The sequence below is a fragment of the Streptomyces sp. NPDC059092 genome (genome assembly GCF_042756365.1).
In the GTDB taxonomy this organism is placed as follows: domain Bacteria; phylum Actinomycetota; class Actinomycetes; order Streptomycetales; family Streptomycetaceae; genus Streptomyces.
The window spans coordinates 43,456-67,879 of record NZ_JBHZEJ010000018.1; the positions used below are offsets into that span (position 1 = coordinate 43,456).

General features: G+C 73.3%; 14 protein-coding genes. 7 read left to right on the forward strand and 7 right to left on the reverse strand.

The annotated features are described in order from the left end of the window. The first annotated feature begins 100 nt into the window (after nucleotides 1-100). The 6 genes from ACFXPL_RS13645 to ACFXPL_RS13670 all read left to right on the forward strand — a co-directional run bounded on the left by ACFXPL_RS13645 (nucleotide 101) and on the right by ACFXPL_RS13670 (nucleotide 15,638). Nucleotides 101-10,630 (forward strand): amino acid adenylation domain-containing protein, encoded by a 10,530-nt coding sequence (locus ACFXPL_RS13645; protein WP_384917452.1) that lies wholly within the window; start codon nucleotides 101-103, stop codon nucleotides 10,628-10,630. Then, the gene (locus ACFXPL_RS13650; protein WP_384917456.1) at nucleotides 10,627-10,833 is read left to right on the forward strand and encodes an MbtH family protein; all 207 of its coding nucleotides are present in this window, start codon (nucleotides 10,627-10,629) and stop codon (nucleotides 10,831-10,833) included. Before ACFXPL_RS13645 ends, ACFXPL_RS13650 begins: the two co-directional genes overlap by 4 nt. A gap of 38 nt (nucleotides 10,834-10,871) precedes the next feature. After that, nucleotides 10,872-11,822 (forward strand): ATP-binding cassette domain-containing protein, encoded by a 951-nt coding sequence (locus ACFXPL_RS13655; protein ID WP_384917459.1) that lies wholly within the window; start codon nucleotides 10,872-10,874, stop codon nucleotides 11,820-11,822. Continuing rightward, entirely contained in the window at nucleotides 11,819-12,622 is an 804-nt protein-coding gene (locus ACFXPL_RS13660; protein ID WP_384917463.1) for an ABC transporter permease, read from the forward strand. Before ACFXPL_RS13655 ends, ACFXPL_RS13660 begins: the two co-directional genes overlap by 4 nt. A gap of 213 nt (nucleotides 12,623-12,835) precedes the next feature. Then, the gene (locus ACFXPL_RS13665; RefSeq protein WP_384917466.1) at nucleotides 12,836-14,155 is read left to right on the forward strand and encodes a cytochrome P450; all 1,320 of its coding nucleotides are present in this window, start codon (nucleotides 12,836-12,838) and stop codon (nucleotides 14,153-14,155) included. Nucleotides 14,156-14,336: 181 nt separating this feature from the next. Next, nucleotides 14,337-15,638: a GDSL-type esterase/lipase family protein gene (locus ACFXPL_RS13670; RefSeq protein ID WP_384917469.1), complete on the forward strand. Its 1,302-nt coding sequence runs from the start codon at nucleotides 14,337-14,339 to the stop codon at nucleotides 15,636-15,638. An 81-nt stretch (nucleotides 15,639-15,719) separates the two neighbouring features. On the opposite strand, the gene ACFXPL_RS13675 is transcribed toward ACFXPL_RS13670, so the two are convergent. Then, the gene (locus ACFXPL_RS13675) at nucleotides 15,720-16,130 is read right to left on the reverse strand and encodes a Fur family transcriptional regulator (protein WP_384917471.1); all 411 of its coding nucleotides are present in this window, start codon (nucleotides 16,128-16,130) and stop codon (nucleotides 15,720-15,722) included. Between the two features lie 354 nt (nucleotides 16,131-16,484). Here ACFXPL_RS13675 and katG point away from each other — a divergent pair, with 354 nt between their 5' ends. Next, nucleotides 16,485-18,719 (forward strand): catalase/peroxidase HPI, encoded by a 2,235-nt coding sequence (katG, locus tag ACFXPL_RS13680; protein ID WP_384917474.1) that lies wholly within the window; start codon nucleotides 16,485-16,487, stop codon nucleotides 18,717-18,719. Nucleotides 18,720-18,890: 171 nt separating this feature from the next. Here the strand turns inward: katG and ssuE are convergent, their stop codons facing one another. The 6 genes from ssuE to ACFXPL_RS13710 all read right to left on the reverse strand — a co-directional run bounded on the left by ssuE (nucleotide 18,891) and on the right by ACFXPL_RS13710 (nucleotide 24,424). Continuing rightward, nucleotides 18,891-19,448, reverse strand: coding sequence for an NADPH-dependent FMN reductase (gene ssuE, locus ACFXPL_RS13685; RefSeq protein ID WP_384917477.1), 558 nt, complete (start codon nucleotides 19,446-19,448; stop codon nucleotides 18,891-18,893). Nucleotides 19,449-19,529: 81 nt separating this feature from the next. Next, complete coding sequence (locus tag ACFXPL_RS13690; RefSeq protein ID WP_384917480.1) at nucleotides 19,530-20,294, reverse strand: alpha/beta hydrolase; 765 nt, start codon at nucleotides 20,292-20,294, stop codon at nucleotides 19,530-19,532. Between the two features lie 99 nt (nucleotides 20,295-20,393). Then, nucleotides 20,394-21,734 (reverse strand): NtaA/DmoA family FMN-dependent monooxygenase, encoded by a 1,341-nt coding sequence (locus tag ACFXPL_RS13695; RefSeq protein ID WP_384917483.1) that lies wholly within the window; start codon nucleotides 21,732-21,734, stop codon nucleotides 20,394-20,396. Nucleotides 21,735-21,765: 31 nt separating this feature from the next. Next, nucleotides 21,766-22,626 (reverse strand): ABC transporter ATP-binding protein, encoded by an 861-nt coding sequence (locus tag ACFXPL_RS13700; protein ID WP_384917610.1) that lies wholly within the window; start codon nucleotides 22,624-22,626, stop codon nucleotides 21,766-21,768. Between the two features lie 38 nt (nucleotides 22,627-22,664). Continuing rightward, nucleotides 22,665-23,537, reverse strand: a complete 873-nt coding sequence (locus tag ACFXPL_RS13705; RefSeq protein WP_384917486.1) for an ABC transporter ATP-binding protein — start codon at nucleotides 23,535-23,537, stop codon at nucleotides 22,665-22,667. Then, nucleotides 23,534-24,424, reverse strand: coding sequence for an ABC transporter permease (locus tag ACFXPL_RS13710; RefSeq protein ID WP_384917489.1), 891 nt, complete (start codon nucleotides 24,422-24,424; stop codon nucleotides 23,534-23,536). The genes ACFXPL_RS13705 and ACFXPL_RS13710 overlap by 4 nt, the downstream gene beginning before the upstream one ends.

A 24,424-nucleotide genomic window follows, 5' to 3' on the forward strand; every position in this document is an offset into this window, starting at 1 on the left:
GCGGATTTCGAGGAGGACATCGGTCGGGGCCCGGCGAACAGCCGTCCGTGCGCTCTTCCGTGCGCTTCTCGACGCCAGGAACCTGTAGAGGTAAGAATCCGTGACCGACGCGATGTACGACGGCACTGTGCCGAAGGTCCTTCCCCTGACCGCCGCTCAAAGGGGATTGTGGTTCGCGCAGAAGCTCGATCCGGAAAACCCTTCGTACAACGTCGCCGAATTCGCCGATGTCACCGGCCCCATGGACCCGGCACGTCTGGGGGCGGCCGTCCGCCAGGTGGTCGCGGAGACGGACGCGCTGCGGCTGACCTTCGGGGAGCGTGACGGCGTTCCCTTCCAGACGGTCCACCCGTCGGGCGGCGTCGATGTCGCGCTGGCCGACCTGTCCGCGGCGGAGGACCCGTACGGTGAGGCGCTGCGCCGGATGCGGGCGGACCTGGCGGCGCCGGCCGACCTCGCCCGGGGGCCCCTGGTCCGGATGGCCCTCTACCGGCTGGGCGAACGGCGCCACCTCTTCCACCAGCAGGTGCACCATCTCGCCCTGGACGGTTACGGCGCGGCCCTCGCGCTGGCCCGTATCGCCGAGGTCTACACCCGCCCTGCCGCCGCTCAGGTGCCGCCCGCCGGAACACCGGGCGCCGGACTCCACGCGGTCGTCGAGGAGGACCGCGCCTACCACGGCTCGGAGGCGTACACGGCCGACCGCGCCTTCTGGGCGGAGTACCTGGACGGGGCGCCGGCACCGACCGGGATCGCCGAGGTGTCCGCTCCGCCCGGCCACGGATTCCATTCCGTGGCACGGGAGTCCGGTGCGGCCGGGGCGGACCGGCTGCGCGCCGCGGCCCGGCGGGCCGGGGTGGCCTGGCCGACGTTCTTCATGGCGGCCACCGGGGTCTATCTGCACCGCCGCCACGGAGTCGGCGAGGTCGTCCTCGGGCTTCCCGTGACCGGACGCCGGACGCCGGTGGCGCGTGCCACGCCGAGCATGCTCTCCAACGTGCTCCCGCTGCGGCTGGAGATATCCGCGTCGGACCGGGTGGCGGAGGTCGCCAAGCGGGCCTCGGCGCAGGCGCGGCGGATTCTCGGGCATCAGCGCTTCCCCGCCGAGAGCCTGCGCGCCGAACGCGGTCTGACGGGGCGGAACGAGCCTCTGACGGGGCCTTCGGTCAATGTGCTGGCCTTCGACGACACTCTGCGGTTCGGCCCGTCCACCGCGATCCTGCGCAATCTCTCGATCGGCCCCGTGGCGGACCTGACCGTCGCGGTCCACGCGTCGTACGCGGACGGCGGGCTCGGGATCGATCTGCTGGCCAACCCCCTGCTCTGCTCCCGCGCGGAACTCGCCGGGCACCATGAGCGCTTCGGCCGGCTGATCGAGGCGTTCGCCGACGACCCGGACCGTCAGATCGGCTCGCTGCGGATCGTGGGCGACGACGAGCAGCGCCGGGTCATCGGCCTCGGCGCCGGACGGAGCGCGCGTCCCGGGGCGACGGAGCCGGCGAAGACGCTGCCCGAGCAACTCGCCGACCAGGCGCGCCGTACCCCCGACGCGACAGCGGTGGTGCACGGGGAGACCCGGCTGACGTTCGGCGGACTCGCGGAGCGGGTCGACGCCCTCGCCGCCGTGCTGTCCGCGCGGGGCGCCCGGCCCGGGACCTGCGTGGCGGTCGGGCTCGCCCGCTCCACCGACCTGGTGGCGGCGATGCTCGCGGTGATGCGGACCGGGGCGGCCTATCTGCCGCTCGACCCCGCGTACCCCGCCGACCGGCTCGCGTACATGATCGAGGACGCGGGTCCGGCCGTACTGGTGGCGGCGGCCGAGGGCGTGGCCCGGCTGGACCCCGCAGGTGTGCTCCCCCTGGTGGACCCGGCCCTCGTGGACGCGGCGGCGGTGGACCGGGCCGACGGTGGGCGGGAGCCGGTCCGTCCCGGCGCGCACGACGCCGCGTACATCATCTACACCTCCGGGTCGACGGGCCGCCCCAAGGGGGTCGTCGTGGAGCACCGCTCCCTGAGCAATCTGCTCGACCACCACCGCCGGGACTCCCACGCGCTCGCCGAACGGGCGCTGGGGCGCCGGCTGCGGGTCGCCCTGACCGCCGCGACCTCGTTCGACGCGTCCTGGGACCCGGTGCTGTGGATGGTCGCCGGGCACGAACTGCACCTCGTCGACGACGACACCCGCAGGAACCCCGAGGCGCTGGTGGAGTTCCTGGCCACGTACCGCATCGACGCCGTCGAGACCACCCCCAGCCATCTCCGGCAGATGGTCGCCGCCGGTCTCCTCACGGCGGGCGGCCACCGGCCGCGGGTCATCGCGCTCGGCGGTGAGGCCGTCGACGACTCGCTGTGGAACGAACTCGCCGTCCACCCCGATCTGCTGGTGTTCAACTTCTACGGCCCGACGGAGACCACCGTCAACGCGGTCACCAGCCGGGTCACCGGTGGCAGGCCGGTCATCGGGCGCCCCGTCACCGGGGCCCAGGCCTATGTGCTGGACCCTTCTCTCCACCCCCTGCCGCAGGGCGCGACGGGTGAGCTGTACCTCGCCGGCGAGGGCGTCGCACGCGGCTACGCGGGCCGTACGGGGCTGACGGCGGAACGGTTCCTCCCCGACCCGTTCGGCCCGCCCGGCGGCCGGATGTACCGCACCGGGGATCTGGCGCGCTGGGGCGCGGACGGGTCGCTGGAGTACCTGGGCCGCAGCGACCGGCAGATCAAGCTCCGCGGCCACCGGGTGGAGACCGGTGAGATCGAGACGGTTCTGCGGGGGCTGCCCGGGATCGCCGGGGCGGCGGTCGTGCTGACGGCTCCCGAGGACGGTGTGGAGCGGCTCGCCGCGTACTGGGTGGCGGACCCCGGCCTCCCCGAGCCGGACCCGGCGGCGGTGCGGGACGCGCTGGCCGAGGCGCTCCCCGAGCACATGGTGCCCACCGCCTACGCCGCGGTGGAGCGGCTGCCGCTCACCCCCAACGGCAAGCTGGACACCGGCCGGCTGCCGACGGCCCGTCCGGTCACGGCGTCCGGCGGCGCGCCGCGCACCCCGGACGAGGCGCTGATGTGCGAGGTCTTCGCGGACTGCCTGGGGCTGCCCAAGGTCGGCCGGGACGACAACTTCTTCCTGCTGGGCGGCCATTCGCTGCTCGCGACCCGGCTGGTGAGCCGGATCCGCGGGCGCTTCCGCGCGGAGATCCCGATCCGGTCGCTGTTCGAGTCGCCGACCCCGGCCGCCCTGGCCGCGCTCCTGGACACCGCGGCACCGGCCCGGCCGTTGCTGACGGCGGTCGTGCCGCGTCCGGGCCGGCTGCCGCTCTCCTCCGGCCAGCAGGGGCTGTGGCTGCTGGAGAAGATGGGCGGGGCGGGCACCGCCTACCACCTGCCGGTCGCGCTGCGGCTGAGCGGACCGCTGGACCGCTCGGCGCTCTCCGACGCCCTGGCGGACCTGGTCGGGCGTCACGAGAGCCTGCGGACGGTCTTCGCCGAGGACGCGGACGGCCCGTACCAGCGCGTCCTGCCGGCGGAGTCGGCACGGCCGACGCTCTCCGTGACCGAGGTGGCCGAGGGGACGGCCCGGCCGGACACCTCCCCGTTCGACCTGGAGCACGGCCTGCCGCTGCGGGCGGAGCTGTTCGCGTACGGCGCCGAGGACCATCTGCTCGTGCTGACGCTGCACCACATCGCCGCCGACGGCTGGTCCATGGCGCCGCTGACGCGTGACCTCTCCGACGCCTACACCGCGCGCGGGAGCGGCACGGCGCCCGCCTGGGAGCCGCTGCCCGTCCAGTACGCCGACTACGCGCTGTGGCAGCGCGAGCTGCTGGGCGACCCCCGCGACGAGCGCAGCCTCGCCCGGCGGCGGCTCTCCCACTGGTCCCGTGTGCTCGACGCGCCGGCCCACGAGGTGACCTTCCCCGCCGACCGGCCGCGCCCGGTCCGGCCCTCGGGTGCGGGAGCCGTCGTACCGGTACGGATCGGTGCGGCGGCCCATCGCGCCCTCGCGGAGCTGGCGGGAGCCACCGGGGCGAGCGCCTTCATCGTGCTGCACGCGGCGCTCGCCGCCCTCATGACCCGGCTCGGCGCCGGGGAGGACATCGCGATCGGCACCCCCGTCGCGGGCCGTACCGACGAGAGCGTCGGCGACCTGGTCGGGTTCTTCGTCAACACGCTCGTGCTGCGCGCGGACACCTCGGGCGACCCCGCGTTCCGGGAGCTGGTGCACCGGGTACGGGACGCCGACCTGACCGCGTACGGCCATCAGGAACTGCCCTTCGAGCGGATCGTGGAGGAGCTGGCCCCCGCCCGCACCCTGTCGCGCCATCCGCTGTTCCAGGTGATGCTCAGCCTCAACAACACCCCGCCGCCGCGCGCCGCGCTGCCCGGCCTGACCGTGCGCCACGACCCGTCGGTCGGGCGGGGCGGCGCCAAGTTCGACCTGACCTGGGACCTGCTGGAACATCACGACGTGGCGGGCGCGCCGGCCGGGATCACCGGCGAACTGGAGTACAGCGAGGACCTGTTCGACCGCGGGACGGCCGAACGGTTCGCCGAGCACTTCGTCCGGCTGCTGACCGCCGCGCTGACCACGCCCGACCTGCCGTACCCGGATCTCGACTTCCTGACGGCCGAACAGCGCAGGGCCGCGCTGGACGAACTGCCGCGCGCCATCCCCCGTCCACGGGGACAGATGGAGCCCGGCCACCCCGGGCTCGACGTGCCGCACTGGACGGTGCTGGACGTGCTGGCCACCCGCGTGATCGTCACTCCTGGCCGCACCGCGGTCGTCGCCGCCGACGGCCGGCTCACCTTCGGTGAACTCCATGAGCGCGCGGAGCGGTTGGCGCGGGTCCTGCACGCGTCAGGCGTCCGGCACGGCGACCGGGTGGCCGTCGCGCTCCCCCGGACCTCGCTGCACGTCGTGGCGCTGCTGGGGGTGGCGCGGGCCGGCGCCGTCCACGTACCGCTCGATCCCTCCCATCCGCGGGCCCGCAACGAACTGATCCTGGAGACCGCGTCGCCCCGGCTCGTGCTCACGACGGCAGAGGTGGCCGACGCGCTGCCGCCCGTACGTGACCTGCTGCCGCTGGACGATCCGGACCTCCGGCCGCGGACCCGCGTGGAGTCGTCCGGTGGGGAGTGGACGGATGGGGAGTCGCCCGGCGGGGAGTCGCCCGGTGGGGAGTTGCCCGGTGGGGAGTTGCCCGGTGGGGATCAGTTCCTCGGGGAGCTGCCCGCGCCGCCGGTCGCCCAGGACGCGGCCTACGTCCTCTACACCTCGGGCTCCACGGGCCGCCCCAAGGGGGTGGTCGTCGAACACCGCGCGCTGGCCAACCTCCTCGCGAGCCATCAGGAGAGGCTGATGGCACCGGCGGAGCGCGCCAACAACGGTCTTCCCCTGCGGGTCGCGCTGACCGCCGCCATGACGTTCGACGCGTCCTGGGACCCGCTGCTGTGGATGATCGCCGGGCACGAACTGCATCTGGTGGACGACACCGTACGGCGCGACCCGGAGGCGCTCACCGCCTTCCTGCACGACAGCGGGATCGATGTCGTCGAGACCACCCCGTCCTTCCTGGAACAGCTCAGGAGCTGCGGGCTGTTCGCGGCGGGCCGGCCCCGGCCCCGGGTCCTCGCGCTCGGCGGGGAGGCCGTCAACGAGTCGCTGTGGAACGAGCTGGCCGCCCTGGACGACGTCGCCGTGTGGAATCTCTACGGGCCCACCGAGGCCACCGTCGACAGCGTGATGGGCCGGATCACCCCCGGCAGCCGGCCGCACCTGGGCCACCCGGTGGCGCACACCCGGGCGCGGGTCCTCGACGCACGGCTGCGCCCGGTGGCGCCCGGGGTGACCGGCGAGCTGTACCTCTGCGGGGCCGGTCTCGCGCGGGGGTACGAGAACCGCTCCGCCACCACCGCCGAGCGTTTCCTCCCCGACCCCTACGGCCCGCCGGGCACCCGGATGTACCGCACCGGTGACCTGGTGCGGCGCGGGGAGGGCCGGCTGGAGTACGCGGGGCGCGCAGACGGCCAGATCAAGGTGCGGGGCTTCCGCGTCGAGACCGGCGAGGTGGAGGCCGCGCTGACCGGTCACCCCGGGGTGGCGCAGGCGGCCGTCACCGTACGGCCGGACACCGAGGGCGGGGGCCGGCTCGCCGCCTGGGTCGTGCCCTGCGACGGTCAGCGGGCGTCCGCCCGTGAACTGCGGGCCTTCACTGCGGACCGGCTGCCCGCCTACATGGTGCCCTCCGTCGTGGTGCGGGTCGACGCGCTCCCCCTGACCGCGCACGGCAAGGTGGACTTCGGCGCCCTCCCCGTGACCCCGGAGAGCGACGAACACGGCGGGGCCGAGGGGGCCGACGCCGATCCGCCCCGTTCGGCGCGCGAGGAGATCCTGTGCGCGCTGTTCGCCCAGAGCCTGGGGGTCGCGCAGGTCTCCCGCGACGGTGACTTCTTCGAACTCGGCGGGCACTCCCTGCTCGCCACCCGCCTGGTCGGCCGTGTCCGGGCCGCCTTCGGCGTCGAACTGCCGGTCCGCTCACTCTTCGAGTCGACGACGCCCGCCGCCCTCGCGGAGCGCCTGGACGAGGCGGGCGCCGCGCGCCCCGCCCTGCGGCGCGCCACCCGGCCCGCCCGTCCACCGCTCTCCCCCGCCCAGCGGCGGCTGTGGTTCCTGCACCGGATGGACCCGGACGACGGCGCCTACCACCTTCCGATCGCGGTACGGCTGACGGGACATCTGGACCGGCACGCGCTGCACTGCGCGCTGGGCGATGTGGTGGCCCGCCACGAAAGCCTGCGCACGGTCGTGCAGGAGCACGGCGGGGAGCCCTTCCAGGCCGTGCTGGACCCGGGCGACGCCCGCCCCGGACTGCCGGTGACAGCCGTCGAGGAGTCCGCTCTGGACGGTGTGCTGCGCGACCACGCGACGCGCCCCTTCGACCTGTCGCGCCACATCCCCCTGCGCGCCGAGCTGTTCCGACAGGCCGGGGACCGCCACGTACTCCTGCTGACGGTGCATCACATCGCCGCCGACGGATGGTCGATGGGACCGCTGGCCGAGGACCTCGCCGGAGCCTACGCCGCCCGCACGGCGGGCCGCGCCCCGAACTGGGCTCCCCTGCCGGTGAGTTACGTCGACTACACCCTGTGGCAGCGGACCCTGCTCGGCGGCCCGGCGGACCCGGGCTCCCTCCTGTCCCGTCAACTCGCCCACTGGGTGGGCAGGATGGCGGGGGCTCCCGAGGAGACCCCGCTGCCCACCGACCGTCCGCGACCCGCCGTTCCCACCGGCGACGGCGGTACGGTCCCGCTCCGGCTGCCGTCCGCGACCTCGGCCGCCGTCGCCGAACTGGCCTCGTCCTGCGCCTCCAGCACCTTCATGGTGCTGCACACCGCGCTGGCGGTGCTGCTGCGGCGGCTGGGCGCGGGCGACGACCTCACCATCGGGACGCCCGTCGCGGGCCGGACGGACGAGGCGCTGGACGGGCTGGTCGGCTTCTTCGTCAACACGCTCCCCCTGCGGGTGGACACCTCCGGTGATCCGACCTTCAGGGAGCTGCTGGCCCGGGTGCGGGAGACGGACCTGGCGGCCTACGCCCACCAGGAACTCCCCTTCGAGCGGCTGGTGGAGGAGGTGCGGCCGGCCCGCTCCCTCGCCCGCCACCCCCTGTTCCAGGTGATGCTGACCCTGAACAACACCCGGCCGCCCCGGCTGGACCTGCCCGGACTCCACGCCGAACTCGGCGGTGTGGAGACCGGGGGCGCCAAGTTCGACCTCTCGTTCGGCTTCACCGAGCGGCCCGGCGCCGAGGGCGGGCCCGCGGCCCTCGACGGCACCCTGGAGTTCAGCCGGGACCTCTTCGACCCGGCGACGGCCCACCGGATCGGCCGGTGGTTCGCCCGGGTGGTGGAGCGCGCGGTCGCCGACCCGGACGCGCCGCTCTCCGGCCTCGGCCCGCTGGACCCGGCCGAGGAGGCGCGGCTGCTGGAGCTCGGCGACGGCGGCCGGGTCCCCGGCGATCCGGGCACCGTCCTGGACCGCTTCGCGCTCACCGTGGCCGGGGCCCGCAGCGGGGACATCGCGGTCACCGCGCCCGACGGGCGGCTCTCGTTCGCCGCGCTCGACACGCGCTCCGACCGGATCGCCGCCCTGCTGCGCGCCTCGGGTGTACGGCGCGGGGACCCGGTGACGGTCCTGCTGCCACGCTCGACCAACTCGATCGCGACGCTGCTCGGCGTGCTCAAGGCCGGTGCCGTGTACGCGCCGGTCGACACCTCGCTTCCCGAGGGACGGATCGAGGCCGTGCTGGCGGATGCCCGCCCCCGGCTGACCGTCACCGCGCGGACGGCCGAGGACCGGATCCCCGCCGCCGCTCCCCGGCTGGTGCTGGACGGCGACGCGGCGGCACACGCGCTGGAGGCCCCGGCCGCCCCCCGCGGCTTCGCGCCGCCGGGCTCCGGGGACGCCGCGTACCTCCTGCACACCTCCGGCTCGACCGGCCGGCCCAAGGGCGTCCTGGTCGGCCACGGCTCCCTGGCCCGGCTGCTGGAGCACCACCGGCGGCAGGTCTTCGCCCCCGCCGTGCGCGCCACGGGCCAGGGCCGGCTCGCGGTGGCGCTGACCGCCGCGCTCTCCTTCGACGCGTCGTGGGACCCGGTGCTGTGGATGCTCGACGGGCACCATCTCCACCTCGTGGACGATCTCACCCGACGCGACTCCGAAGGGCTCGTGGCGCGCGTACGCGACCGGCGCCTCGACGTCCTGGAGACCACCCCGGCCCATGCACGGCAGCTGCTGGACGCCGGCCTCCTGGACCGGGCGGCGCCGCACCGGCCCGCCGTGCTGATCCTGGGCGGCGAGGCCGTGCCCGCCGGGCTGTGGAGCGAGCTGCGCGCCGTCCCCGACGTGCGCTGCTGGAACTTCTACGGTCCCACGGAGGCCACCGTCGACGCCCTGGAGGCCCCGCTCGACTCGGCCGACCGCCCGGTGCTCGGCGCCCCGGTGGCGGGCACCCGCGCCCATGTGCTGGACGCGGCGCTGCGCCCGGCCCCGCCCGGGGTTACCGGGGATCTCCACCTCGCCGGTGACAGCCTCGCCCTCGGCTACCACGGCAGGCCCGGGGAGACCGCCCGCGTGTTCCTGCCCGACCCGTACGGCCCGCCGGGAAGCCGGATGTACCGCACCGGCGACCGGGCGCGCCGCACCGCCGACGGGGCCCTCGAATTCGCCGGGCGCTCCGACGGCCAGCTCAAGATCCGGGGCTTCCGTGTCGAGCCCGACGAGATCGTGGCGGTCCTCGAAGAGCACCCCGCCGTCGGCCGGGCCGCCGTGATCGCCCACGAGGGCGAGGACGGCACGCGGCTGGCCGCCTACCTCGTGCCCGCCTCCGGGGGCGGCGCGGCCTTCGACGCGGCCGGGTTCGACGCCGTACGCGACCACGCGGCGCGCTTTCTGCCCGCCTACATGGTGCCCTCCGGCTGGCAGGGCCTGGACCGGATTCCGCTCACCCCCCACGGCAAGGCCGACCGCCGGGCGCTGCCCGCCCCCGCGGCGCCGGAGCGCGGCGGGGACGGCGGGCGTGCCCCGCGCGGACCGCGTGAGGACGTCCTGTGCACGCTGTTCGCGGAAGTCCTCGGCGTCGAGCGGGTGATGATCGACGACGACTTCTTCGCCCTCGGCGGCCACTCGCTGCTCGCGACCCGGCTCATCGGCCGGGTGCGTACCGCGCTCGGCGTGGACGTCTCCATCCGTACGCTCTTCGAGGCGCCGACCGTCGCCGCGCTCGCGGACCGGCTGCTCGACGCGGCGGACGACGACCCGCTGGCGACGCTGCTGCCGCTGCGCACGTCCGGCGGGCGTCCCCCGCTGTTCTGCGTCCATCCGGCGGGCGGGCTCGCCTGGTCGTACGGCGGACTGCTGCCGCATCTCGACAGCGACCAGCCGGTGTACGGGCTCCAGACCCCGAACCTGGACGGCGCGGCGCCCTTCCCGGGCTCCATCGAGGCCATGGCTGCCGTGTATGTGGCCGAGGTGCGCGCGGTCCAGCCGCAGGGCCCGTACCACCTGTTCGGCTGGTCCTTCGGGGGCAACGTCGTGCAGGAGATGGCCGTCCAGCTCCAGGAGGCCGGTGAGCGGGTCGATCTGCTCACCATCGCCGACGCGTTCCCGCTGGCCCCGCTGGACGACCTGGACAGCGCCGGCCGGGACACGGTCTTCCGCGCGCTGCTGGCCAATCTGGGGGTGGACGGGGACGCCCTGGCGGGCGCGGACGCCGTCGACGCGGCCTCCGTACGGGACGAGTTCCGCCGTACGGGCAGCCCCCTGGGGTCGCTCGAACCGGCCACGATCGACGCGATGGTCGACAACTTCGCCGGCCAGGCGCGGCTGATGCGGGCGTACACCCCGCGGACCTTCCACGGCCCGGTCCTCTTCTTCACCGCCACCGAGGGGCGCCCCGCCGACACCTTCGGGACCGGTCTGTGGGCGCCGTACATCAGCGGACACATCGAGAACCACGACGTGGCGTGCGCGCACGCCCAGATGATGCAGCCGGCCGCTCGCGAGCGGATCGGCACCACCGTGGCAGGCGCCCTGCGCGCCGCCCACCGCACCGCACGAGGAGAACTCTCATGACGAACCCCTTCGACGACCCCAGGACCCAGCACCGGGTGGTCGTCAACCACGAGGACCAGCACGCCCTGTGGCCCTCCTTCGCCGAGGTCCCCGCCGGGTGGGAGCCGGTCTTCGGCCCCGCCGGCCACGGCGCCTGCCTGGAGTACGTGGAGCGCAACTGGACGGATCTGACGCCCAGAAGCGCCCGGATCGCCGTGGTCTGAAGGGCCCGCACGCCCGATCCTCCGAACGAGAGGCAACGATGACGGCTCAACACCCCCTGGCGATACGCGCCGAGGGGCTCACCAAGAGGTTCGGTGACAAACAGGCCCTGGCGGGCGTGGACCTCGAAGCGCCGCCCGGCACCGTGCTGGGCGTGCTCGGACCCAACGGAGCCGGGAAGACCACCACCGTCCGGGTGCTGTCCACCCTGCTGCGGCCGGACTCCGGGCGGGCCTGGGTGGCCGGGCGCGACGTGCTGGGCGACCCGGAGGGCGTACGGGCGTGTCTCGGCCTCTCCGGCCAGTACGCGGCGGTGGACGAGAAGCTCACCGGCCGCGAGAACCTGTATCTCGTCGGCCGGCTGTACGGGATGGGGCGCCGTGAGGCGCGGCGCAGGGCCGCCGAACTGCTCGCCCGGTTCCGGCTCGAAGAGGCCGCCGACCGCGCGAGCGGCACGTTCTCCGGGGGGATGCGCCGCCGGCTGGACCTGGCGGGCGCGCTGGTGGCCCGCCCCGCCGTCGTCGTCCTGGACGAGCCCACCACGGGGCTCGACCCGCGCGGCAGGAACGACACCTGGGCGTCCATCAGGGAGCTGGTGGCGGCGGGAACGACGGTCCTGCTCACCACCCAGTACCTGGAGGAGGCCGACCAACTGGCCGACTCCATCGTGGTGATCGACAGCGGCCGGGTCATCGCCCGGGGTTCCGCAGCCGAGTTGAAGGCGCGCGTCGGAGGCGAACGGCTGGCGCTCACGGTCGCCGAACCGCCGGCCCGCGCGGGGGCGTACGCCGTGCTGGACTCGCTCGGCGCCCACACCCCGGACCTCGACCGGCACACCGGACGGTTCACGGTCGCCACGGACCACGGAGCGGAGACGCTGGAGTACGCGCTGGGCTGCCTGCGGCGCGCGGGGATCGCGGTCCAGGACGTGGAACTGGCGGCGCCGACCCTCGACGACGCCTTCCTGGCGCTCACCGGGGAGGAGCGGTGAGGGCGCCCGTGCGGCGGGTGGCGCGGGACGCCACGATCATCGCGTGGCGCAATCTGCTCAATCTGCGCCGTACGCCGGGCTCGGTGATCGCGGCGCTCGTCCAGCCGGTGATGTTCGTCCTGCTGCTGGCGTACGTGTTCGGCGGCAGCCTGGGCGGAGCCGACTACCGTACGTTCCTGATGGGCGGCATCTTCGCCCAGGCCGTCACGTTCAACGCGGCGTTCACCGCGCTCGGTCTCGCGCATGACATGGACAAGGGGATCGTCGACCGGTTCCGTTCCCTGCCCATGCCGAGGATGGCCGTCATCCTGGGCCGTACCCTCTCCGACCTGATCATGAGCGCGGTCACCCTCGCCGTGACCTCCCTGTGCGGGCTGCTGGTGGGCTGGCGCGTCACCACCTCACCCGGCGAGGCGCTGCTCGCGTATCTGCTGATCCTCTTCTTCGCCTTCGCGATGTCGTGGGTCGGCGCCACCATCGGGCTGATGGCGCGGAGCGTGGAGGTGGCCCAGAGCGCCGGGCTCATCTGGCTGTTCCCCGTCACCTTCGTCTCCTCGGCCTTCGTCTCGACCGCCGCGATGCCCGGTCCGCTGCGGACGGTCGCGGAGTGGAACCCGGTCTCGGCCACGGCCACCGCGGTCCGCGGGCTCTTCGGCAACCCGCCGCCCGGGGGCCTCACGCCGGGCGACGCGTGGCCCGTCGCGCACGCGCTGCCGTACGCCGTGTGCTGCGCGGCGGCGATCACGGCGGCGTTCATGGTGCTGGCCCTGCGGAGGTTCCGGCACGTCACGACGGGCTGACCGCCGGTCCCCGCGAGCCGTTCACCGCCGGTCCCCGGGAGCCGTTCGCCGCTCGGCGGGGTCGGGGACCCTTTATAGTGCCCGGAACACACGGGGGGCCACGATGACCGTGCGAATCAGCGTCGACGGGCTTCCCGCCCCTTGAACCCCGCTGGTCGGACCGGCTGGTGGCGTACCGCCCCGGACGTACCCGACCTCGGAGAAACGACAGCGATGACACCGGCCGAACCCACCGCCCGGACCACCGGGGCGAGCGCCCCACCGCCCGGGTGCCCCGCCCACCGGGGGGACGGGGACCGCGCGGATTCCGCCGTGCCGCTGAGCGGCCCCCGCTTCCAGGTCGAACCCAACGTGCTCTACCGGGAGATGCGGCGGGAACACGGCTCCGTGGCCCCGGTACTCCTCGAAGGCGGCATACCCGCGTGGCTGGTCCTCGGCTACCGCGAACTGCACCAGGTCACCGGCGACCCGGTGCTCTTCAGCCGCGACTCCGCGGTGTGGAGCCAGTGGGACCTCGTCCCCGAGGACTGGCCGCTGGCGCCGCTGATCGGCCGGGCGCAGCCGTCCATCCTCTACACGACCGGTGAGCGCCACCGCGAACGGGCCACGATGGTGAGCGACGCGCTGGAGGCGGTCGACCCGTTCATGCTCCGGCACTTCGCCGAGCAGCTCGCCGACGAGCTGATCGACGGCTTCTGCACCGAGGGCGGTACGGACATCATCGCCCGGTACGCGAGGCCGTTCCCGGTCCGGGTCCTCGCCAGGATCTACGGTTTCCCGGACGACCAGGGGCCCGGTCTGGCCGCCGCCGCGATCGATCTGGCCGACGGTGGCGAGCTGGCCCAGGCGGCGCAGCGGTACCTCTTCGAGGCGACCACCTCGCTCCTCGACGGGAAGAGGGACGGCGCGGGCCCCGCGGACGTCGCCTCCCGGCTGCTGCGGAACACCGCCGGCTTCACCGAGGAGGAGGTCCTGCACGACCTGATCGTGCTGGTCCTCGCGGGCCATACGCTGACCGCCGACTGGATCGGCAACTCGCTGCGGCTGATGCTCACCGACGACCGGTTCGCCGCGTCCCTCTCCGGCGGCCGGCACAGCGTCGCCGAGGCCATGAACGAGGTCCTCTGGGAGGACACCCCCGCGCAGAACGCCGTGGGCCGCTGGGCCACCCGCGACACCACCCTCGGCGACCGTCCCGTCAAGGCGGGCGACATGCTGCTCCTCGGGATCGCCGCCGCCAACAACGATCCGCAGGTCCGTACCCACGGCTCGGCGCTGACCGGCGGCAACAACGCCTACTTCTCGTTCGGGCACGGTGAGTACCGCTGTCCGTTCCCCGCGCAGGAGATCGCCGAGGTCATCGCCCGTACGGCCATCGAGGTGCTGCTCGACCGGCTCCCCGACATCGACCTCGCCGTCCCCGCCGACTCGCTGACGCGGCGGCCCTCCCCGTGGGCGCGCGGTCTGACGGCCCTCCCGGTGAGTTTCACCCCCGCCCACACCGTGCGCCCCGGGGACGGCCGGGGGTTCTGAGGGGCGGGGCCGTCCGGCCCGGGCCGCGGCGGATCGTGTCACCACGCTGGTGCGGCGGGGCGTCTTCGGGGACGATCAGGTGGTTTGACCCCAGTCGCCTCGTCAGTCCCGCGCCACCCTCGGTACCCCGACGTCACGCATCGCGGCAGACCTGGCCGCAGACCGGGAAGGAATCGCGCCGATGTCCAGACCGCGTACCAGCGGAGTGAGACGCGCCGTCGTCTCGACGGCCCTCGTCCTCGCCATGGCCGGCTTCACGCCCTCCGCGTCCTCTTCCACATCCGCTTCCGCGCCCGGCGCCCCGCCGGCCGGACGCTCCTGGTTCACCTCCTGGGCCCAGTCCCAACAGGCCCTCGCTCCGAGGACCTTGACCAACCAGTCCGTACGGATGATCACCCATCTCAGTCAGGGTGGCGACGCACTGCGCATCCGGGTCCAGAACACCTTCGGCACGGCGCCGCTGACGGTCGACGGCGTCACCGTGGGGCGCGGCGGGGAGGGGGCGGCGATCGTCGGCGCCGCCGTACCGGTCACCTTCACGGGCCGGCGGGCCGTCACGATCCCGCCGGGAGGTGAGGTGTGGAGCGACAGTGCCCGGCTGCTGACGCGCCCTCAGCAGGACGTGGCGGTCTCCCTGTTCGTCCCGGGACCGGTCACCCCCGGTCAGCACGGAACGGGGCTGCGCGACAACTACCTAACGCCGGTGAACTCCGGCGACCATACGGACGACCGCTCCGGTGCCCCCTACACGGAGAAGGTGACCTCGACTCTCCTGGTCAGCGCCGTCGATGTCCGCAACCCCGCCCTCAAGGGGACGGTCGTGCCCTTCGGCAGCTCCGTCGTGGACGGCGTGGGCAGCACCAACTGCGGCCCTGGCTGCACGGAGACCGGGACGAACCAGCGGTGGACGGACGTGCTGGCGCGGCGTATCACCGAGGAGCTGCCCCCGGACCGGCAACTGGCGGTCGCCAACGCGGGGATCAGCGGAACGACGAGTTCCGACGCCTGCCCCCGCACTCCCGGCGAACTCGCCGGCCTGGACGGGCCGGCCAGGCTGGACCGCGATGTGCTCGCGCTGCACGGGGTCACGGGCGTCATCTACTACTACGGGACGAACGACCTGGCCAACGGCTGCACGGCGGACTCGATCCTCGCGAGCTACGACACGGTGTTCCAGCGGCTGCGCCAGGCCGGGATCAAGGTGTACGTCACCCCGATCACCCCGCGCGCCTCGTACACCGACCAGCACAATCTCGACCGGTACACCGTCAATACCGTCGTCAAGAAGGGGAACGACTGCTCAGGCGCGTGTGACGGCGTGATCGACTTCGACCAGGTGCTGAAGGACCCGCTCCAGCCCAACCGCGTGCGCCTCGACTACGACACCGGCGACGGCGTCCACGCGAACATCGCCGGGCAGCGGGCGATCGCCGACTACGTACCCCTGCCGCTGCTCACCGGCCGCTCCGGCGCTCACCGCTGAGACCATGAGGCGACGGGCGCCCGGGGCTCGCCGGGCGCCCGGCGTTCCCGGCCGGCCCCGTGCGGCCAGGAACCCGGGAACCTACGAGCACGCCGGGCACACGCCGCGGTAGGTGACCTCGACCTCGGACACCGTGAAGCCGAACCGCTCCCCCGCGGGAAGGTCCGCCAGCGGATTGCCGGTCGGGTGGACATCGCGGATGGTGCCGCAGGCGGAGCACACCAGGTGCTGGTGCGGCCGGTGCGCGTTGGGGTCGTAACGCTTGGCGCGGCCGTCCGTGGAGACCTCCAGGACCTCGCCGAGGGAGACCATCTCCCCGAGGGTGTTGTACACGGTCGCCCGGGAGATCTCGGGCAGCCGCCGGGCCGCGCGGGCGTGCACCTCGTCGGCCGTGAGGTGTACGTGGTCGCCGTCGAGGACCTCCGCGACGACACGTCGCTGGGAGGTCATCCGCCAGCCACGCCCTCGCAGTCGCTCCAGCAGGTCACTCATATCGGTTCACCTATTCAGGTTTGGTGGGATACCCGAAGTTTACCGGTGGGCGCCCGGGGCCAGATCCGGAGTGGGGTTTGATGTGCTTCTTGACTAAGACTCTGTCCATTGTAGGATCGGTTCCGACGATAGCCAAGGGGCAGGAAGACTCCCGTACGGCAGGAGACAGCGACGTGACGGGACCACCGCCGAGACACCGGGCGGTGCCGGTACGCGGATGACGGCCGCTCGCGGCGCACCCCCGCGGACCCTCCGGGCGACCACCACTTCGACGTCGAGGCGATCACCTCCCCCGGCCATTCCACCAGCCACCGTTCCTGAGCACCACGATCCACCCGGTCCGGAAGGATTCCCATGTCTGAGAACCATGATGAAATCGTCGTAGACGCGAAGAAGGAGAGCGGAGGCGGAGGTGGCTGCCCGGTCGTGCACGGGCGGGCCCCGCACCCGACTCAGGGCGGCGGAAACCGCCAGTGGTGGCCGGAGCGGCTCAACCTGAAGATCCTCGCCAAGAACCCCGCCGTGGCCAACCCGCTCGGCGAGGAGTTCGACTACGCCGAGGCGTTCAAAACCCTCGACCTCCCGGCCGTGAAGCGGGACGTCGCGGACGTCATGACGGACTCGCAGGACTGGTGGCCGGCCGACTTCGGTCACTACGGCCCGTTCATGGTCCGTATGGCGTGGCACAGCGCGGGCACGTACCGGATCAGCGACGGCCGCGGCGGCGCCGGGGCCGGGCAGCAGCGCTTCGCCCCCCTCAACAGCTGGCCGGACAACGGAAACCTCGACAAGGCCCGCCGCCTGCTGTGGCCGGTCAAGAAGAAGTACGGCCAGGCGCTCTCGTGGGCCGACCTCATGATCCTCGCCGGCAATGTCGCCCTGGAGACGATGGGCTTCAAGACCTTCGGCTTCGCCGGCGGTCGCGCGGACGTGTGGGAGCCCGACGAGGACGTCTACTGGGGTCCCGAGACCACCTGGCTCGACGACGAGCGCTACACCGGCGACCGTGACCTGGAGAGCCCGCTCGGCGCGGTCCAGATGGGCCTCATCTACGTCAACCCGGAGGGCCCGAACGGCAACCCGGACCCGGTCGCCGCGGCCCGCGACATCCGTGAGACGTTCCGCCGGATGGCGATGAACGACGAGGAGACGGTCGCCCTGATCGCGGGCGGTCACACCTTCGGCAAGACCCATGGCGCGGGCCCGGCCGACCATGTCGGCGCCAACCCCGAGGCCGCCTCGATCGAGGACCAGGGCCTCGGCTGGAAGAACTCCTTCGGCACCGGCAAGGGTGGCGACGCGATCACCAGCGGCCTTGAGGGCATCTGGACGGACACCCCGGTGACCTGGGACAACAGTTTCTTCGAGATCCTGTTCGGATACGAGTGGGAGCTGTTCCAGAGCCCCGCGGGCGCGAACCAGTGGCGGCCGAAGGACGGCACCGGCGCGGGCACCGTCCCCGACGCCCACGACGCGTCGAAGACCCACGCCCCGACGATGCTCACGACGGACCTCTCGCTCCGGTTCGACCCGGCCTACGAGGAGATCTCGCGACGCTTCCACCAGGACCCCGAGGCGTTCGCGGACGCCTTCGCCCGCGCGTGGTTCAAGCTGACCCACCGCGACATGGGCCCGGCCGTGCGCTACCTCGGCCCGGAGGTCCCGGCCGAGGAGCTGCCCTGGCAGGACCCGCTCCCCGCGGTGACGCACGAGCTGGTCGACGCCGGTGACATCGCCGGCCTCAAGAGCGAGATCCTCGGCTCCGGTCTGTCGGTCTCCCAGCTCGTCTCCACCTCGTGGGCGGCGGCCTCCTCCTTCCGCGGCAGTGACAAGCGCGGCGGTGCCAACGGTGCGCGGATCCGCCTGGAGCCGCAGAGCGGGTGGGAGGCCAACGACCCCGACCGGCTCGCGACGGTGCTGAGCACGCTGGAGGGGATCCAGCAGACCTTCAACGCCGCCCAGGCCGGCGGCAAGCAGGTCTCGCTGGCCGACCTGATCGTGCTCGCCGGTGGTGCGGCCGTCGAGAAGGCCGCCAAGGACGCCGGTTTCGACGTCGAGGTGCCCTTCGCGCCGGGCCGTGCGGACGCGTCGCAGGAGCAGACCGACGTGGAGTCGTTCGCCGCGCTCGAACCGGCCGCCGACGGGTTCCGCAACTACCTCGGCAAGGGCAACCGGCTGCCGGCCGAGTACCTGCTGCTGGACCGGGCGAACCTGCTCAACCTGAGCGCTCCCGAGATGACGGTCCTCGTCGGTGGCCTCCGCGTCCTCGGCGCGAACCACCAGCAGTCGTCGCTCGGCGTCCTCACCGCCACCCCCGGGGCGCTGACCAACGACTTCTTCGCCAACCTGCTCGACCTGGGCACGGAGTGGACGGCGACGTCCGCGGACGCGAACACGTTCGAGGGCCGCGACGCCACGGGCGAGGTCAAGTGGACCGGCAGCCGCGCCGACCTGGTCTTCGGCTCGAACTCCGAGCTGCGGGCGCTCGCCGAGGTCTACGCGAGCGATGACGCGAAGGAGAAGTTCGTGAAGGACTTCGTCGCCGCGTGGAACAAGGTCATGAACCTCGACCGGTTCGACCTCGTCTGATGGTGACGTCCGGTCCGGCACCGTCCGGTCCCGACGTACGATCCTGACATCTGACATCTGACATCTGGCATCTGGCATCTGGCATCTGACGCCGACGTCCGACCCCGACGTCCGGGCCGGCCTCCTGAGGCCGGCCCGGACGTTCGTCGTTCCGGTCCTGCGCGCCCCCGCTCAGCCGGCGGCGGCCAGCACCGTCCGACGGCCGCCCAGCGCGGCGGAGAACTGGTCCGTCACCTGTGCCAGGGCCTCGGCGGAGCCCGGCGCGACCGTCAGCTTCCCGTCGTCGCCGACGGTGATGTCCTTGTCGAGGGTGAACCAGCCCGGGACGATGTGCGAGGCGCCCATGGAACTGAGCACCGGGCGCAGCGCGTAGTCGATGGCGAGGACGTGGGCCGTGCTGCCGCCGGTGGCCAGCGGCAGTACCGTCTTGCCGGCCAGGGCGTACTGCGGAAGCAGGTCCAGCAGGGACTTCAGCAGCCCGGAGTAGGCGGCCTTGTAGACGGGCGTGCCGATCACCACACCGTCCACCCGCTCGAACAGGGCCGTGGCCTCCACGACGGCGGGGTGCCGGAAGTCGGCGCCGAGCAGCGCCTCGGCGGGCAGGCTCCGGACTTCCAGCGAGGTCACGTCGTGGCCCTGGTGCCGGAGCCGGTCGTCCAGGTGGCACAGGAGGCGTGCGGTGCGGGAGGTGGCGGAGGGGCTTCCGGAGACGGACAGGATGACAGCCATGGGAGGGACCTTCCCGGTTCGGGGTTCAGAAGGGGCGGGCGGGCCGGGGCAGTCGGCCCGGGCGCCCGTCGTACGGCGTGGTCACCACGCGCTCGACCGCACCGTGATCAACGGCACCAGGTCGTCGCGCAGCGTCTCCAGGAAGGTGACGGTCTCCGCCGCCACCGAACGGTGCTGCAGGTCGTTCAGGACGTCGTGGTGGGCGCCGCGGACCACCGAGAGCCGGGCGCGGGGCAGGGACGTGGCCGCGCGGGCGAGCGCGTCACGGTCCGCGAGCGGATCGGCGTCGCCGACGAGGATCAGCACCGGCACGGCGATGTCGCTCTCGTAGGCCGCCGTGAGCAGTGCGTCGGGCACCGCGTCGCCGAGCGAGCCGCGCCGCGTCCCGGGGTCGTCGGTGAGCGCGGCCCGATGGGCGGGGCAGGAGGTGCGTACGTCGAGTTCCTGGTCCCAGACGCCGACTCCGGTGGCCCCCCGGCCCGGAAGCCCCGCGAGCACCACGGCGTCCGGCCGCCCGGCGGCCGGGGCCTCCTCCCGGCCGAGGAGCGCGGCGGCGACGGCGCCGGTGTCCGCCCCCACCAGCACGACCGGACGGATGACACCGTCCTGCGCCGCGGTGCCCTCGACTGCCTCGGCGAGGCGGGCGCCGAAGCGGGTCAGTGAGCCGGTCGGGTCGTCGGTGTCGAGGTCCGGGGCGTCGACGACGCGCACGCGGTACGCGTCGGCGGCGAGCCGCCTGCCGAACCGGGTGTAGGCCGCCCGGGTCTCTCCCCGGCCGGGGACCACGATGACCGTGCCGCGAATGCGCAGGCCGTCAGGACCGTGGTGGTCGGTGTACTCGGTCAACTCATGCTCCTGCTGGTTCGGTTCGGGGTCGCCGGCGGCGTCGGACGGGGACGCGGGCTTCCGGTCCTGGGTGGATGGTGTCCGCTCATGGCCGGCGCCTCAGTCGGTCACGAGCCGGCGCTCGGGGGTGTGGCGGTTGGCGGGGACCGGCAGGCCGAGGTTGCCGCGCAGGGTGTCGGCCTCGTACTCGGTACGGAACAACCCGCGCTCGCGCAGGATCGGTACGACGCCGTCGACGAAGAGGTTCAGGTCGTCGTCGGTACGGAAGGCCAGGTTGATGCCGTCGAAGGTGCCCGCGCCGAACCACTCCTCGATCCGGTCGGCCACCGTCTCCGGCGCCCCGACGAAAGGCGAGCGGCGGAACTCCCCCAGCGAATCGGCGACTTGACGGAGCGTCAGTTCGCTGGCCGCCGCCCGCTCGATGATCTTGGCGGCACCCGTCCTTCCCCCGTTCTCCGCGAGGTGGGCGACGTCGGGAAACGGCGCGTCCAGGTCGTGCCGGCTGAAGTCGTACGCGCCGAACGAGCGGCCGAGGAGCGCGAGGTTGCGGTCGAAGTCGTTGTCCTCCTCGAAGATCTCGCGCTCGCGGCGGAGCGCGGCCTCGTCGGTCGCGGCGACGACCGGGCCGCCGTGGAGGAAGATCTTGATGTGCTCGGGGTCGCGTCCGTACGCGGCGGTGCGCTTCTTGATGTCGGCGTAGTACTCCTGCGCCTGCCGCAGTGGGCCGCCCGGCGCGTAGATGCCCTCGGCGACCCGCGCGGCGAGATCGCGGCCCTCCTCGGAGACCCCGGCCTGGAAGATGACCGGCTGGCCCTGCGGCGAACGCGACAGGTTGAGCGGTCCCGCGACCGTGAAGTGCTCGCCGGCGTGGTCGAGCGCGTGCAGCTTGGCCGGGTCGAGGAAGAGGTCGCGCGCCACGTCGGCGGGGAAGGCGTCGTCCTCGTACGAGTCCCACAGGCCGCGGGCCACCTGGACGAACTCCAGGGCGCGGCCGTACCGGGTGGCGTAGTCCAGGTGTTCGTCGAGTCCGTAGTTCCTGGACGTGCCGGTGTCGAAGCTGGTCACCACGTTCCAGCCGGCCCGGCCGCCGCTGATGTGGTCGAGCGAGGCGAAGCGGCGGGCGAGGTTGAACGGTGAGTTGTACGTCGAACTCGCGGTGCCGACCAGGCCGATGTGCCGGGTGTGGGTGGCGACCGCGGACAGCAGGGTGAGCGGCTCCAGCCGGTTGAGGTAGTGCGCCGGGTAGGTGGCGTTGATGAACTGGCTGTCGACGACGAACAGGGCGTCGAAGAGCGCGTGTTCGGCCGCCTGGGCCTGCCGGATGTAGTAGTTGATGTCGATGCTGGCGTTCTTCGCGACGCGCGGGTCCTTCCAGAGCCCGTGCTGGCCGGGGCCGCCGACGCCGTACGGGTGCAACGCGAGGTGGATCCTGCGGGACATGGGGGTTCCTCTCTGTGGTGCGCCGGTCCGCTCAGGCACCGAGCCGCGCGCGCAGGGCCTCGCGCTCGGTCCGGTCGACGGGGTTCGTGCGCAGGGTGGGGGCGGAGCTGACGAGCAGGCGGGTGTAGGCGTGGCGCGGGTGGTTGATGACGTCACGGACGGGGCCGGTCTCGACGAGCTCGCCCCGGTAGAGCACGGCGATGCGGTCGGCGGTCCCCGCGACGGAGCCGAGGTCGTGGGAGATGAGGACGAGGGCCACCCCGGCGGTCCTGAGTTCCTTGAGGATCTCCAGGATCTGGACGCGGTTGGCGGAGTCGAGGGCGCTGACCGGCTCGTCGAGAATGACCAGCCGGGGCTCGGTGACCAGCGCGCGGGCCACGGCGACCCGCTGCCGCTGTCCCCCGGAGAGTTCTCCGGGGAGCCGGCCGAGCAGTTCCTCGGCGAGGCGGACCCGCCCGAGGAACACGCGGGCCCGCTCGGCCGCCTCCTTGCGCGGGACGCCCTGGACGAGCAGCGGTTCGATCAGGGATTCCTCGATGGTGAGATCCGGGTCGAGGCTGCGCAGCGGGTCCTGGAAGACGTACTGGATCACGCCGCGCCGGCGCAGGCGGCGCCACTGGCGGCCGCCGTACGTCCGTACGTCCTCACCGTCGACGACGACCGACCCGGCCGAGGCGCGCACCAGACCGAGGACGGCGCGGGCGAGCGTGGACTTGCCCGAACCCGTCTCGCCGATGACGCCGAGGGTCTCGCCGGGTGCGACGCTCAGCGAGACGCCGCGCAGGGCGTGGTGGCGCCCGCGGCCCCGGCCGTAGTGCACATCGAGGCCGGTGACGTCCAGGACGGCGTCCGGTACCGCGTCGGGGGTCTCCACGCGGCCGGCCGCTGCCATCGCGCGGCCGCCCGCTGTCTCCGCGGTGAACTCGACGGTCACGGCGTCTCCTTGGGGGTGAGGAACTTCTCCAGGCCGTACTGGTCGTGCTCGGCGATGAGCAGCCGGGTGTACGCGTGGCGCGGGTCGTACAGCACCGACCGCGTCGGGCCTTGCTCCACCACGGCGCCCTCCCGCATCACGAGCACCTCGTCGCACACCTGGGCGACGACGGCCAGGTCGTGGGAGACGACCACGAGGGCCAGGCCGGTCCGCTCGCGCAGTTCGGCGAGGAGGTCGAGGATCTCGGCCTGGACGGTCACGTCGAGCGCCGTCGTGGCCTCGTCGGCGATGAGGACCCGCGGTTCGGCGGCGATGGCCGCCGCGATCAGGACGCGCTGGAGCATGCCCCCGGAGAGCTCGTAGGTGTACTGGCCGTAGACCAGCTCCGGGTCCCTGAGCCGTACGGCCCGCAGCAGTTCGACGGCGCGGCGCCGTGCCTCGCGCCGCTTCAGCCCCTTCTTGACCCGGACGACCTCGGCGATCTGGGCGCCCACGCGGATCGCCGGGTTGAGGTACGACGCCGGGTCCTGGAAGACCGCGCTGATCGTGGCGCCGCGCAGGGCCGTCCACCGGCGGGGCGTCAGGGTCGCGATGTCGGTGCCGGCGATCTCGACGGAGCCGCCGGTGATCTCGAAGTGCGGGGGAAGGATGCCGAGCGCCGCACGGCAGGTGAGGGTTTTGCCGCTGCCGGACTCGCCGACGATGCCGACGGCCTTGCCGGGGGTGAGGTCGAAGCTCACCCCGTGGACGATGTCCCGGTCGGCGACCAGGTCGCTGATCCGTACGTCGCGGACCGCGAGCACCGGTGGAGCCGTCGGGTGCGTGGCCCGCGTCCGTTCGGGCGCGGTGTTCTGGGACAGGGTCGTCATCGGGCACCTCCGGCGGAGACGGAACGGGCGTTGTCGCGGCGCCCGGCACGGGCCTTGCGGTGGTTGACCAGCGCCCGGCCCGCCTCACCTGAGACATCGCGGATCGCGTCGGCGAGGAGGTTGCAGGCCCAGACGGTGACCATGATCAGCAGTGCGGGCGCCAGCGGTGCCCACGGCTGGTGGCTGAGATAGCCCAGGTCCGAGGCGAGCAGACCGCCCCAGGTGGGCGCGGGCGGCTGGACGCCGATGCCGAGGAAGGTCAGGCTCGACACGATGACGAAGCCGACGCCGATGGTCTGGGCGAGCGCGACCGCGAGCGGCGGGAGCACCTTGCCCCAGACGTGCCGGCGCACCACCCAGCCGATCGAGGCGCCGGAGATGAGCGCGGCCTCCACGTACGGGGAGCGCGCGACGGCCAGCGTGGCGGCGCGGGCGACCCGGTAGAAGAGCGGCGAGACCAACGCGCCCGTGACGAGCATGGCCTGGGTGATGCCGTTGCCGAGCAGTGCGATCACCGCGACGGCGAACAGCAGGAACGGCAGGGCGACCAGTGTGTCGGCCAGGCGGAGGGTGAGCCACTCGAAGCCCCGGCCCAGGTGGACGGAGAGGATGCCGGGCACCGCGCCGACGGCCAGCGCCGTCAGCGCGACTTCGAGCGAGCCGAGCACACTGACGCGCGACCCGTCGAGCAGGCGGCTGAACACATCACGGCCGAGGTGGTCCGTACCCAGCCAGTTGGTGCCCGAGGCGTCCCCGAGCGTGTGCTCGCTGGTGGCCAGCGGATCATGCGGAGCGAGCCACGGGCCGAGGACCGCCAGGAGCGCGACGAGGACGAGGAGGGAGACGGCGATCCTGCCGGACGTCAGGGCGAAGACGCGTCGCACCAT

Bases quoted from the DNA above. Each gene is read 5' to 3' on its own strand.
- katG (WP_384917474.1), top strand. From the start codon at position 16,485: ATGTCTGAGAACCATGATGAAATCGTCGTAGACGCGAAGAAGGAGAGC.
- ACFXPL_RS13665 (WP_384917466.1), top strand. From the start codon at position 12,836: ATGACACCGGCCGAACCCACCGCCCGGACCACCGGGGCGAGCGCCCCA.
- ACFXPL_RS13705 (WP_384917486.1), bottom strand. From the start codon at position 23,537: ATGACGACCCTGTCCCAGAACACCGCGCCCGAACGGACGCGGGCCACG.
- ACFXPL_RS13670 (WP_384917469.1), top strand. From the start codon at position 14,337: ATGTCCAGACCGCGTACCAGCGGAGTGAGACGCGCCGTCGTCTCGACG.
- ACFXPL_RS13700 (WP_384917610.1), bottom strand. From the start codon at position 22,626: ATGGCAGCGGCCGGCCGCGTGGAGACCCCCGACGCGGTACCGGACGCC.
- ACFXPL_RS13695 (WP_384917483.1), bottom strand. From the start codon at position 21,734: ATGTCCCGCAGGATCCACCTCGCGTTGCACCCGTACGGCGTCGGCGGC.
- ACFXPL_RS13710 (WP_384917489.1), bottom strand. From the start codon at position 24,424: ATGGTGCGACGCGTCTTCGCCCTGACGTCCGGCAGGATCGCCGTCTCC.
- ACFXPL_RS13655 (WP_384917459.1), top strand. From the start codon at position 10,872: ATGACGGCTCAACACCCCCTGGCGATACGCGCCGAGGGGCTCACCAAG.
- ACFXPL_RS13650 (WP_384917456.1), top strand. From the start codon at position 10,627: ATGACGAACCCCTTCGACGACCCCAGGACCCAGCACCGGGTGGTCGTC.
- ssuE (WP_384917477.1), bottom strand. From the start codon at position 19,448: ATGGCTGTCATCCTGTCCGTCTCCGGAAGCCCCTCCGCCACCTCCCGC.
- ACFXPL_RS13675 (WP_384917471.1), bottom strand. From the start codon at position 16,130: ATGAGTGACCTGCTGGAGCGACTGCGAGGGCGTGGCTGGCGGATGACC.